The organism is Micromonospora sp. KC606, assembly GCF_004348675.1.
In the GTDB taxonomy this organism is placed as follows: domain Bacteria; phylum Actinomycetota; class Actinomycetes; order Mycobacteriales; family Micromonosporaceae; genus Micromonospora.
Genome location: NZ_SMKN01000172.1, coordinates 1 through 11,782, shown reverse-complemented (window position 1 = coordinate 11,782; position 11,782 = coordinate 1). Strand labels below are relative to the sequence as shown.

At 73.1% G+C, this 11,782-nt stretch carries 14 protein-coding genes and 1 tRNA gene; 8 read left to right on the top strand and 7 right to left on the bottom strand.

The features are described from left to right. Positions 1–268: 268 nt before the first annotated feature. From E1193_RS24340 to E1193_RS24325, 4 genes are all read left to right on the top strand, one after another. Positions 269–748, top strand: a complete 480-nt coding sequence (locus tag E1193_RS24340; RefSeq protein ID WP_132185505.1) for a hypothetical protein — start codon at positions 269–271, stop codon at positions 746–748. Between the two features lie 67 nt (positions 749–815). Then, positions 816–2,423 (top strand): succinic semialdehyde dehydrogenase, encoded by a 1,608-nt coding sequence (locus E1193_RS24335; protein WP_132185504.1) that lies wholly within the window; start codon positions 816–818, stop codon positions 2,421–2,423. Next, positions 2,420–2,995: a TetR/AcrR family transcriptional regulator gene (locus E1193_RS24330; protein WP_132185503.1), complete on the top strand. Its 576-nt coding sequence runs from the start codon at positions 2,420–2,422 to the stop codon at positions 2,993–2,995. Before E1193_RS24335 ends, E1193_RS24330 begins: the two co-directional genes overlap by 4 nt. Before the next feature lie 49 nt (positions 2,996–3,044). Next, entirely contained in the window at positions 3,045–3,644 is a 600-nt protein-coding gene (locus E1193_RS24325) for a hypothetical protein (RefSeq protein WP_132185502.1), read from the top strand. A 4-nt stretch (positions 3,645–3,648) separates the two neighbouring features. Here the strand turns inward: E1193_RS24325 and E1193_RS24320 are convergent, their stop codons facing one another. After that, complete coding sequence (locus E1193_RS24320) at positions 3,649–4,068, bottom strand: ASCH domain-containing protein (protein ID WP_132185501.1); 420 nt, start codon at positions 4,066–4,068, stop codon at positions 3,649–3,651. 169 nt (positions 4,069–4,237) lie between these two features. Here E1193_RS24320 and E1193_RS32590 point away from each other — a divergent pair, with 169 nt between their 5' ends. After that, positions 4,238–4,477: a hypothetical protein gene (locus tag E1193_RS32590; protein WP_207922845.1), complete on the top strand. Its 240-nt coding sequence runs from the start codon at positions 4,238–4,240 to the stop codon at positions 4,475–4,477. On the opposite strand, the gene E1193_RS24310 is transcribed toward E1193_RS32590, so the two are convergent. The 4 genes from E1193_RS24310 to E1193_RS24295 all read right to left on the bottom strand — a co-directional run bounded on the left by E1193_RS24310 (position 4,462) and on the right by E1193_RS24295 (position 6,321). Continuing rightward, positions 4,462–5,079, bottom strand: a complete 618-nt coding sequence (locus tag E1193_RS24310; protein WP_132185506.1) for a histidine phosphatase family protein — start codon at positions 5,077–5,079, stop codon at positions 4,462–4,464. The two genes, E1193_RS32590 and E1193_RS24310, sit on opposite strands and share 16 nt — an antisense overlap. Before the next feature lie 149 nt (positions 5,080–5,228). Then, a complete protein-coding gene (locus tag E1193_RS24305) occupies positions 5,229–5,648 on the bottom strand; it encodes a VOC family protein (RefSeq protein WP_132185500.1) in 420 nt (139 codons plus the stop codon). A 35-nt stretch (positions 5,649–5,683) separates the two neighbouring features. Then, positions 5,684–6,085: an AraC family transcriptional regulator gene (locus E1193_RS24300; protein ID WP_132185499.1), complete on the bottom strand. Its 402-nt coding sequence runs from the start codon at positions 6,083–6,085 to the stop codon at positions 5,684–5,686. A gap of 159 nt (positions 6,086–6,244) precedes the next feature. Further along, positions 6,245–6,321, bottom strand: a tRNA-Thr gene (locus tag E1193_RS24295). Positions 6,322–6,689: 368 nt separating this feature from the next. Here E1193_RS24295 and ugpC point away from each other — a divergent pair. Both ugpC and E1193_RS24285 read left to right on the top strand, forming a co-directional pair. Continuing rightward, positions 6,690–7,781, top strand: a complete 1,092-nt coding sequence (gene ugpC / locus E1193_RS24290) for a sn-glycerol-3-phosphate ABC transporter ATP-binding protein UgpC (protein WP_132185498.1) — start codon at positions 6,690–6,692, stop codon at positions 7,779–7,781. A gap of 140 nt (positions 7,782–7,921) precedes the next feature. Further along, positions 7,922–8,233 (top strand): hypothetical protein, encoded by a 312-nt coding sequence (locus E1193_RS24285; protein WP_132185497.1) that lies wholly within the window; start codon positions 7,922–7,924, stop codon positions 8,231–8,233. A 173-nt stretch (positions 8,234–8,406) separates the two neighbouring features. Here the strand turns inward: E1193_RS24285 and rlmB are convergent, their stop codons facing one another. Continuing rightward, entirely contained in the window at positions 8,407–9,534 is a 1,128-nt protein-coding gene (gene rlmB, locus E1193_RS24280) for a 23S rRNA (guanosine(2251)-2'-O)-methyltransferase RlmB (protein WP_132185496.1), read from the bottom strand. Further along, positions 9,534–10,949: a cysteine--tRNA ligase gene (gene cysS / locus E1193_RS24275; protein ID WP_132185495.1), complete on the bottom strand. Its 1,416-nt coding sequence runs from the start codon at positions 10,947–10,949 to the stop codon at positions 9,534–9,536. Before cysS ends, rlmB begins: the two co-directional genes overlap by 1 nt. Before the next feature lie 63 nt (positions 10,950–11,012). Between cysS and E1193_RS24270 the strand changes: the two genes are divergently transcribed. Beyond that, a complete protein-coding gene (locus E1193_RS24270; protein WP_132185494.1) occupies positions 11,013–11,756 on the top strand; it encodes a helix-turn-helix domain-containing protein in 744 nt (247 codons plus the stop codon). Positions 11,757–11,782: the final 26 nt, after the last annotated feature.

The window sequence follows — 11,782 nt, the reverse complement described above, 5'->3', positions numbered from 1 at the left end:
GGGCGGGGGCGGTGGGCGCCGCCTGCGCCGTGGTGACGACGCAGGTCAGCATGCCGCTGGCGAGCAGCACCGCGCTGACGGCGGCGAGAGGTCTTTTCACGTGCCCTCCTGGCAGGGAAACCGGTGACGGGGGTAGTCACAGGTGCAGATATAGCGATACAGCCGGCAAAGCGGAAGGGTGGGAGCACTCGCCGACACCGACACTGGCCGAACGGGGGAGGGCGTCCTGCTGACGGAACCCGACGGCGACGGTGCGCGTCCGACCGGCATGAGATCATCCACCCTGGCCATTGTCAAGATCGTCGTTGTGGCCGGGCTGCTGACCGGTTGCGCGGGGACCTCGACCGACACCCTTCCCCGCACCACCACCCCCGGCCCCACGGTGAGCAGTTCCACCGGCACGGCCGACCTCCGGGTGACCCTGACCCGTTCCGGCGGCCTGGCGGGCCGCACCGAAACGCTGACCGTTGGACCCGACGGGCGGTGGACGGTCGCCGGCCGGGGTGGCGCCCTTCGGAGGGGTGAGCTCTCCCCCGCCGACCTCGACCGACTCCGCGCGCTCACCGGAACCGCCGACCCCGGCGGCGGCGGGGGCACCGTGGACGCCGGCTGCGCGGACACCTACCGGTACCGGCTCACCCTCCCGTCCGGCAGCGTCGCGTGGACCGACTGCCCCACCGGCCCGCAACCGCCGCCGACCGCCGCCGAGATCGCGCATCTGCTGCTGGCCGCCACCGGGCTCGGGTGAGCCCGCCCGTGCCGAAGATCCGGACGCAACACAAAAACGCGACGTTGCGTTGCGTTATGGTGGTGGCATGACTGCTTCCACGGCTTCCGCGGGTACGGAGGTCCCCGGCAACCCGGCGGCCCGCGGGCGGCCGCCGGCCCTGCCGGCACGGGCCGCCGACCTGGTGACCCAGGTACGCGGCACCGGCGCGCCGTTCACCGCCCGGTCGCCGCTGACCGGCGCGCCGACGGTGGACGTGCCGTCCAGCGGCCCGGACGACGTCAACGCCGCGTTCGCCGACGCGACCCAGGCGCAGCGGTCCTGGTCAGCCCTGCCCGTGGCCCGACGCGCCGCCGTGCTGCTGCGCCTGCACGACCTCGTCCTCGACCGGCAGGCCGAAGGGCTGGACCTGATCCAGCTCGAATCGGGCAAGGCTCGCCGACACGCCGTCGAGGAGGTCCTCGACGTCGCCATCAACGCCCGGTACTACGCCCGTGCCGCGGCGAAGCTGCTGCGCCCCCGGCGACGGGCCGGCGCGCTGCCGGTCCTCACCCGGACCCGCGAGCTGCGCTCCCCCGTCGGCGTGGTCGGTGTCGTCTCGCCCTGGAACTATCCGCTCTCGCTGGCCGCCGCCGAGGTGTTGCCGGCCATGGTGGCCGGCAACGCGGTGGTGCACCGGCCCGACCCGGCCACCATGCTCACCGCCCTCTGGGTGCGCGACCTGGCCGTGGCCGCCGGGCTGCCGCCCGCGCTGTGGCAGGTTGTCGCCGGGGAGGGCGCCGACGCCGGCCCGCTGGTCGTCGCGCGCGCCGACATGGTCTGCTTCACCGGCTCCACCCGGGTCGGCCGCGAGGTGGCCGCCCAGGCCGCCCGCCGGCTGATCCCCGCCTCACTGGAACTTGGCGGCAAGAACCCGCTGCTCGTGCTCGACGACGCCGACCTGGACCGGGCGGTCGAGGTGGCCATCCGGGCCTGCTTCGCCAGCGCCGGGCAGCTCTGCGTCTCGGTCGAACGGATCTACGTCGCCAACCGGCTGCACGACGAGTTCCTGCGCCGGTTCGTGGCGCGCACCGCCACGCTGCGGCTGGGCATCGGCGGCGACTTCGACGCCGACCTCGGCTCCCTCGCCTCGGCCCGGCAGCTCGACACGGTCACCGCGCACGTCGGTGACGCCGTCGCGCGGGGCGCCACCCTGCACACCGGCGGCCGGCACCGCCCCGACATCGGGCCGTACGTCTTCGAGCCGACCGTGCTCACCGGCGCCACGCCCGGGATGCGGATGTACGCGGAGGAGACCTTCGGCCCGGTGGTGGCGGTGTACCGGTTCACCACGGACGACGAGGCGGTCGCGCTGGCCAACGACACCCCGTACGGCCTCAATGCCAGCGTGCTCAGCGGCTCCGGCGCGCGCGGCGAGACGGTCGCCGCGCGGATCGACGCCGGCGCGGTGAACGTCGACGACGGCTACTCCGCCGTCTGGGGCAGCGTCGACGCCCCGATGGGCGGCTGGAAGGACTCCGGGCTGGGCGGCCGGCACGGTGCCGAGGGGCTGCTCCGGTTCACCCGGGTCAAGACCGTCGCCCGGCAGCGAGGGCTGGACCTCGCCCCGGCGTACCACCGGCCGGGTGAGCAGACCGCGGCCTGGGCCCGCCGGATGACCCTGGCGCTGCGGCTGCTGCGCCACACCGGGCGATGAGCGCCACCGGCGGGCCGACTGCGCGCGGGCCGCGCGGCGAGGCCGCGATCCACGCCGCCGTGCTCGACCTACTGGCCGCCGAGGGGTACGCCGGGCTGACCATCGAGGGGGTGGCCCGGCGCTCCGGGGTCAACAAGACCACGCTCTACCGCTGGTGGCCGTCCAAGCCGGCGCTGGTCGCGGCGACCTTCCGACACGCCGTGGCCCGGGACCTGCCGGTGCCGGACACCGGCACGCTCCGCGGCGACCTGGTCGCCCTGGTGCGGTCGAAGACGGCGTTCCTCGGCGAGGGGCCGGGGCGGCTCGCCGCCGACGTGCTCGCCCACACCGGCGCCGACCCGGAACTGGCCCGGCTCGCCGGCGAAGTGCTCGGCCAGCACAGCGCGCACGTGGCCGAGGTGACCGGCCGGGCCCGGGCCCGGGGCGAGGTGACCGGCCCGGTGGACGACCGCCTCCTTGCCGACCTGTTGCTCGGCCCGATCTGGCTGCGGGCGGTGGTGACCCACCGCCCGCTCTCCGCCGCGGACGCCGAGGCGCTGGTCGACGCGCTGCTGCCCGGCCTGGACGGCTGATCGCCACCTTTGCCGGGTAACGTACCGCTCCGATCCATTGAGGAGCACCATGCCGAAGAGACGTCCCACCGGCCCGTGCCGGCCCGTTGCCCTGCTCGCCGTGCTGGTGGCCACCGGCGCCGTGACGTTCACCTCGGGCTGTGCCCGGGTGGGCGGCGAGCGGGCGGCGACACCGGCCCCGACGACGGCGGCTCACCGGGCGTTGACCCTGCCGGAGACGGTGCTGGGCCTGCCCCGCTCGAAGAAGCCGGAGCTGACCCGGGTCTCCCGGTCCTCCCTGGAGCGGCTGCGGGACCAGGTCACCGACGCGACCAGCACCATCGAGGGGGCGTACGCCCGAAGCGCACGGAAGGCCGACGCGGTCGTGGTCAGCGGGGTGTCCGGCACGGTCACCGATCTGGACGGTGCCCTGGCCCGGGTGCTGCGCCCCTATCCGGTCAAGACCTTCCGCACCGTCGAGTACGGCCGGTACGGCGGCGAGGCCCGCTGCGGCCGGGGACTCACCGAGGACAGGCGCTACCTGACCGTGTGTGGCTGGGCGGACCCGGAGACCGCCGGCGTGGTCGCCTTCATCTCCGCCCACCGGCAGCTGGAACTCAACACCGAGTTCTTCGAGATCCGGGACCGGCTCGACGGCACGACCCGCTGAGGCGTCAGAGCCGTTCGACCACGCGGAAGCGTTCCAGCACCGCACGGGTGTCGTCGTCCACGGTGAACTTCGGGTCGCCCAGCCAGCCACGGTAGTCCGGGCCGTGCCAGTACGCCTCGTGCCCGGCCCGCCAGGCGGCCACCGAGGCGTACCCCTCGCCCTCGTCGCGGGCGTGTTCAAGGTCGACGTCGCCGAGCCGGACGACCCGCACTGCGGTCACCTCGATCACCGCGACCGGGCGGTCGACCGAGTCGATCACGACCGAGCGGGCCCCGACCTCCGGCAGCGGCTCACCGTCGATCTCGTAGTCCTGGAGCAGGCCGGTGGTGGAGGTCTTGGCCCCGGAGAGCACCACCGCCACCAGTTGGTCACGCAGCGGGCCGGGGAAGGCGAACTCGTACCGGGGCAGGTCAGGTGCTGTCATCGGCCGACGGTAGCCGGACGCCGCCGCTCACGTCCCCGGCGGCGCGAGCTGGGCGGCGGTCACGGCCACGGCCGGCCGCCGCGTCGGCCGCGGCTCGCAGTCCGTCGGAGTGTCGTGTCTTCAGCGGTTTCTGCGGTCGAGGGCGGCGACCTCGCGTACGGCCTCGGCGATGGCCGGGAAGTCCTTCCTGAGGATCGCGCCGTGGATGCTGGTGACCTTCGCGCTGATCCGGATGTTCGGGTCGCGGGCGGTCGTTGAGCCGGCCGACCTCGACGTCGCCGTCGATCGCAGTGGGGCGGACGCTCGCGGCCTCGTCGATCTTGATCCGGCGGTACGCCCCTTCGAATGCGGCGTCGCCGAGGCGGCCGACGCCGCGCAGCTCGGGGCTGGAAACTACGGACGGGCGTAATCGGCGGGCAGGCCGGTCCCGCGCAGCTCCGGCGGCAGGTGAGCGACGTCGTTGAAGGCGATCAGGTTGGGTGGCCCCGCCGAACTGTAGCGAATCACCGTCAACCCCGCGTTGTGGGAGTTGAGCCCGAGCCAACGCCACTCAGGTGCGTCCAGGGCGTGCCGCACCAGCCAGGCGATCAGGAAAGAGTGGGTGACCACCAGCTCGCGGACCTCACCGTCGGTCGGGGCGGTGGCGAACCGGTCGGCGGCCGCCGCCGTCGCCAGGGGCCCGTCCACCCGTTCCGCCGGGGTGAAGGCGGCCAGGAAACCCGCGTACGACGGCGGCAGGCCGGCCGGGTCGGTGTCATGGGGAAGGTGGTCCCCGGCCAGCTCCGACTCGTACACCGGAATGTCGGGCAGTGCCGCCGCGACCAGCTCGGCGGTCTCCGCGGCGCGGGGCAGTGGCCCGTGGTGGACGGCGCGCAACGGCAGGTCGCGCAGCCGCTCGCCGAGCAGGGCGGCCTGCCGGCGGCCACGCGCCGAGAGACCCGCCTCCGCCGACTCGACCTCGGCGTGCTCCTGCTCGGCGTGCCGGGCCAGGTAGAGCAGACGGACGCCCATCGTCACCTCGCACATGATCGGGAGGCACGATGCTAATCCGCGCCTCCCGATCGTGTCCGTCCCGCTCATCGCCGCCGCAGCGCCCGATCCCGGCTCACGGCAGCCGGCCGTCCGCCGGGAAGGGCGATCGGGTCGGACGTCGTCGCCCCTCAGGCCCGGGGGAACATCTGGCCGATACGGATCTTGTTGCCGAACGGGTCGCGGATGCCGAAGTCGATTCCGTACGAGCGCTCGGCCGGCTCGTCGGTGATCTCCACACCCTTGCCGACCAGGTCCTCGTACGTCTTGTACGCGTCATCCGTGGTCATGAAGAGCGTGCCGCCCAACGCCCCCTTGGTGAGCAGCTCGCGGACCTGCTCGGCGGTGGCTGGGTCCAGCGCCGGCGTGCCCGGCCTCTCCAGCAGGATCTCCCGCTCCGGGTCGCCGGGCAGGTTCACCGTCAGCCAGCGCATGAAGCCGAGGTCGGCGTCGGTGTTGACCTCCATGCCGAGCTTGCCGACGTAGAAGTCGAGTGCCTCGTCCTGGTCGAGGACGTAGATCTGAGACCGGCTGATCGCGTTCATCGTCATGCCGAAGACGCTACGGGTCGGCCCTGACCTGCTGCTTATCCAAAACTGCTGGGCCTGGTCCACGCCTTGGTGAAGCAGCTCGGCACGCCCGTCGTGGGCCGCCGGGTGCGGCGGAACTCGGTCGGCGACTGGCCCACGATCTGCCGGAACGTGCGGCTGAACGTGCCGAGACTGTTGAACCCGACCGCGTAGCAGATGTCGGTGACGTCCCGATCGCTCTCCAGCAGCAGCGACATGGCCCGTTCCACCCGACGGCGTTGCAGGTAGCGGTGCGGGGTCTCGCCGAAGGTGGCGCGGAAGGTCCGGATGAAGTGGGCCTCGGAGACCAGCGCGATGCGGGCCAGCGCCGGGATGTCCAGCGACTCGGCGTACGCCCGGTCCATCGCGTCCCGGGCCCGCAGCATCGCCCGGTTCGACTCCTCCACCACCCTGCTCATCGCGGCACCGGTTCCCCGAGGGGCCGGGCCAACAGATCGGCGTCGCTCATGGCCCCCAGCCGGGTTGTGTCCGGCGGCCAATTGCCTCCGCGCCGGACAGCCCGACACGATACCGAGCCGAACCAGCCGGCGGGGACCCGCCGGATCGATGGATGCAATTGGAGCCCCCGGCCGGGATCGAACCGGCGACATCTCGCTTACAAGGCGAGTGCTCTGGCCAGCTGAGCTACAGGGGCGCGTGCGCAGAGGTCAGCATAGCGACTGACTTCGGGAAATCCTCGCTTGGCGGGGGTCCCCAGCATGGAAAACGTCAATTTGCCGACGTGTTCGCCGACGGATGAACGCTGACCCGGCCGACCAGGTGAGGGGATTGATGCCTCGGCGTGCCCGACTGCCCGGAATGTGAATCCCTGCTGTCCCACCCGGTGTCTCACGTCTTGGCAGGGTGCGAAAACCCGTTTACCGTGCAGTGACACGCACGACACCTCGATCGGCTCCGGCCGCCCGCGGGTGGCGTCCGTGGGCCGGCACCGGCACGGTGCCCGGCGGCTCCTTCACTCGGATCGTCCGGCACGTTCCTGCCGGTGAAAGGAAGCGCACCAGCATGGCTACGGTCACCTACGCGAAGGCGTCCCGGATCTACCCGGGCACCGAACGCCCCGCGGTCAACCAGCTCGACCTTGAGATCGGCGACGGGGAGTTCCTCGTCCTGGTCGGCCCGTCGGGTTGCGGTAAGTCCACCAGCCTCCGGATGCTCGCCGGGCTGGAGGACGTCGACGACGGCGCGATCTACATCGACGACCGGGACGTCACCCACCTGCCGCCGAAGGCCCGCGACATCGCGATGGTCTTCCAGAACTACGCCCTCTACCCGCACATGTCGGTGTACGAGAACATGGCGTTCGCGCTGAAGCTGCGCAAGACCCCGAAGGCCGAGATCGAACGGCGGGTCAAGGAGGCGGCCGGGCTGCTCCAGCTGGAGGATTACCTCCACCGCAAGCCGAAGGCGCTCTCCGGCGGTCAGCGCCAGCGGGTCGCCATGGGCCGGGCGATCGTCCGGGAGCCGCAGGTCTTCCTCATGGACGAGCCGCTGTCGAACCTCGACGCCAAGCTCCGGGTGCAGACCCGTACCCAGATCGCCTCGCTGCAGGCGAAGCTCGGCATCACCACGGTCTACGTCACCCACGACCAGGTCGAGGCCATGACCATGGGTCACCGGGTGGCGGTCATGCTCGACGGTGTCCTCCAGCAGGTGGACACCCCGCGTGCCCTCTACGACACCCCGGCCAACGTCTTCGTCGCGGGCTTCATGGGTTCCCCCGCCATGAACATCAAGACGGTGCCGCTGACCGAGGGCGGCGCGGCCTTCGCCGAGCTGCTCATCCCGCTGAACCGCGAGCAGGCCGAGGCGGCCCGCGCCGAGGGCAGCGACGGCAAGGTGACCGTCGGCTTCCGCCCGGAGGACTGCGACCTGGTCAGCCCGACCGAAGGCGGCATGCCGGTCGTGGTGGAGCTGGTCGAGGACCTCGGCTCGGACGCCAACGTCTACGGCCACGCCGCGCTCGAGGGCCACAACGAGCGTTTCGTGGTCCGCACCGACCGTCGGACCATGCCGAACATGGGTGACACCGTGTTCGTCAAGCCCCGCGTCGGCCGGACCCACGTGTTCCACGCTTCCACCGGCAAGCGGATCTGACGTACGACAGCAGGGGGTGCCCGCCGATCGGTGGGCACCCCCATCGTCGTCTCCGGGCCGGCATCCGGGTGATCAACGAAGCGCCAGCGCGCCGGCGCGGCATAGGTTCGACGCGACTCGCAGCGAAACCGAGGAGCGCCGTGCCGTCCATGGTCCACACCCTGCCCCAGGCCCCTCCGTCACGCGCCGCCGCCGCGTACCGCCTGGGCCGGTCGGCGATCCGGAGCCTGCTCTACTGCGCGGCGCTGCTCCCGGTCGCCGTGGCCGCGCTACCGGCCGGGCTGCTCGGTCAGGGGCGTTCGGTCGCCGGGTGGTGGGGCGCCCTGCGCACCCGCCTGCTGGGCAGGCCCGGTGCTGAGCCGGCACGCCGGCCGGGACCGGTGGCCGTCGTCAACCACGCCGTGCTGAGCCGGCCGCGCTGGCCGGCATCGCCGCGATCCACCAGCGGCTGACGCTGGCACTGCACGGCGGACGACGCGCGCCCTGGCTCGTCCCGGCCGCGGTGCTGGTCGCCCTGTTCGGAGCGTTGGTCATCTTCGCCTGGAGCCGACAGTTGTGAGCCCACGAAGAGGCGAGAGGGGCGGGCCCGCCACCGGCGGACCGCCCCTCTTCGGTGTCAGCGGGCTCAGTCCTCGGCGGCGCGGCGGCGAGCCACCTCGGCCAGGGTCACCGCGGCGGCGACGCTGGCGTTGAGCGACTCGACGTCGGAGATCATCGGGATGCGGACCGTCAGGTCGCAGGTCTCCCCGACCAGGCGCGACAGCCCGCGCCCCTCGGAGCCGACCACGACGACCAGCGGGCCGACCGCGGCCTCCAGGTCGTACAGGTCGGTCTCGCCGTCGGCGTCCAGGCCGACCACGACGAAGCCGGCCTCCTGGCACGCCTTCAGCGACCGGGTCAGGTTGGTGACCTGGGCGACCGGCACCCGGGCCGCCGCGCCGGCGCTGGTCCGCCATGCGGTCGCGGTGATCCCGGCGGCCCGCCGCTCCGGTACGAAGACCCCCTGCGCGCCGAACGCGGCGGCGGATCGAATCACCGCGCCCAGGTTGCGCGGGTCGGTCACGCCGTCCAGCGCGACCAGCAGCGGAGCGGACTGTTCCAGGGCGGCGGCGACCAGGTCCTCGAACGGCTGGTACGCGAAGGGTGGCACCTGGAGGCCGACGCCCTGGTGCAGGACGCCGCCGGTCATCCGGTCCAGCTCGGCCCGGCTGATCTCCAGTAGGGCGATGCCCCGGTCGGCGGCGGTCCGGGTGATCTCGTTGATCCGGTCGTCCATGTCGATGCCCTGCGCGAGGTACAGCGCGGTCGCCGGCACCTGCGCGCGCAGTGACTCCAGCACCGGGTTACGGCCGACCAGCAGCTCCGGGCTGTCCTTGGCCGGGTTGGACTTGCGCCCCGGCGCGACCCGGGGGCCACCCCGGCCGGCCGGCTTGCCGCCCCGACCACCCGCGCCACCCTTGAACGGGGTGCCGGCGCGGGCGCCCCGGCCCCAGGTGGTGTCCTTCGTACCCGGCTGACCGATCTTGGGAGGACGCCCCTCCTCGGCCGCCGCGCGCCGTTCCTTGTCCTGCTTCCAGGCGGTGCGCTGGGGCAGCTTCTCGGTGCCCGAGTACGCCTTGTGCCAGGGCCGTTCGTCGGCGGGCAGGGTGCGGCCCCGGCCCGCGAGGGAGTCCTTGTTCTTGCCACCGGAGCCCTTCGGGGCACCCGCCTTCGGCGTCAGTCGCCGGCCACGGCGCTGCGAGTTGCCGGCCATCAGTCCTGCTCTCCAATAGTCCAACGGGGGCCCTGGGGGGTGTCCTCCACCAGCACGCCGGCCTGCTTGAGCTGGTCGCGTACGGCGTCGGCGGCGGCCCAGTCCTTGCGGCTGCGGGCCTGCGCGCGCTGTTCCAGGGCCAGCGCGATCAGGGAGTCCACCACGCCGCGCAGGTCGTTCACGCCGCCGCCGCCCGTCCAGGCCGGATCCAGGGGGTCGACACCGAGGATATCCAGCATGGCCCGGGCGGAGGCGAGGGTGGTGCGGACGGTCACATCGTCGCCGGCGGTCAGCGCCGCATTGCCGTCCCGGACGGTCTCGTGCAGCACGGCCAGGGCGGCGGAGGTGTTGAGGTCGTCATCCATCGCCGCGACGAAACCGGCGGGCAGCCCACCGAGCAGCCCGGGACCGACCCGCTCCGCGGCCCGCTGCACGAAGCCCTCGATCCGCCGGTACGCCACCGCCGCCTCGCGCAGCGCGGCCTCCGAGTAGTCGATCCGGGAACGGTAGTGCGCAGCGGCGTAGTAGTAGCGCAGCTCCACCGGGCGCACCCCGAGCGAGTCCACGTACGCCAGGTCGAGGGCGTTCCCCAGCGACTTGCCCATCTTCGCGCCGTCGATGCTGAGCAGGCCGTGGTGCACCCAGTACCGGGCGAACGGCAGGCCGGCGGCCTGCGACTGGGCGAGCTCGTTCTCGTGGTGCGGGAAGATCAGGTCGAGCCCGCCGCCGTGGATGTCGAACTCCGGCCCCAGGTAACGCCAGCACATCGCCGAGCACTCGATGTGCCAACCGGGACGGCCCCGGCCCCAGGGCGACGGCCAGTAGGCGTCGGCCGGCTCGTCCGGCTTGGCGCCCTTCCAGAGCGCGAAGTCGCGCGGGTCGCGCTTGCCCCGGTCGGGGGCGTCCCCGGCGGACTGCATGTCGTCGGGCGACTGCCGGGACAGCGCACCGTACGCCGGCCAGGAGCCGACGTCGAAGTAGACGTCACCGGAGCCGTCGGTGGCCGGGTACGCGTGCCCCTCGGCGATGAGCGCGGCGATCAGCTCGTGCATCTCCGGGATGTGCCCGGTGGCGCGCGGCTCGTACGTCGGCGGCAGCACGTTCAGGGCCCGGTACGACTCGGCCAGGACCAGCTCGTTGGCGTAGGCGATGGACCAGAACGGCCGACCCTGCTCCTGCGCCTTGGTCAGGATCTTGTCGTCGATGTCGGTGACGTTGCGAATGAACCGCACCTCGTAGCCGGCGACGAGCAGCCAGCGACGCAGCACGTCGTAGTTGACGCCTGATCGAAGGTGACCGATGTGTGGCGGCGCCTGGAGGGTGAGACCACACAGGTAGACCCCCACCTTGCCGGCTTCCCGCGGGACGAAGTCCCGCACCGATCGGGCGGCGGTGTCATACAGGCGTAGCGTCACCGTACAAGGGTAGCCGTCCCCGCTTCCCGGGGTCGCCCGGAGCCGGGTCGTACGCTGCGTGCTGTGGAGACGGCGGGACCGGCAGGCGAGGCGCACCGTAGCGGGCAAACGGCGGGACCGGCAGGCGAGGCGCGCCGTAGCGGGGAAACGGCGGGACCGGCAGGCGAGGCGCGCCGTAGCGGGGAAACGGCGCAGACTCTCGACCGGGGGCTGCGACTGCTGCACCTGGTCGCCGACGCCCCTGCCGGGCTGACCGTCACCGAGGTGGCCCACCGGCTGGGCATCGGCCGCGCCGCCGTCTACCGGCTGGTGGGGGCGCTGGGCGGGCACGGCATGGTCCGCCGGGACAGCGACGGTCGGCTGCGCCTCGGCGCCGGGCTGCTGCACCTGGCCCGCCGCGCCCAGCCGCTGCTCGCCGAGGGCTCGCTGCCCGCGCTGCGCCGGCTGGCCGAACAGGCCGGCGCCACCGCGCACCTCACCGTGGTCGAGGGCCGTGAGGGGGTGGCCCTGGCCGTGGTGGAGCCGAGCTGGACGTCGTTCCACGTCGCCTACCGGACGGGGACGCGGCACCCGCTGACGCGGGGCGCGGCCGGGCGTGCCATTCTCGCCGGCCGGTCGGGCGACGCCCGCCCGGTGAGCACCGTCGGGGAACTCCAGGCCGGGGCGTACGGGGTGGCCGCGCCGGTGCTCGGTGTGGCCGGGCTGGAGGCGAGCGTCGGCGTGGTCGCGCTGGCCCCGCTCGACGTCGACACGGTCGGCCCCCAGGTCACCGCCGCCGCCACGGCCATCGCCGCCGCCCTCTCCTGACCTCACCCGCCCCACCGCCCGTTACC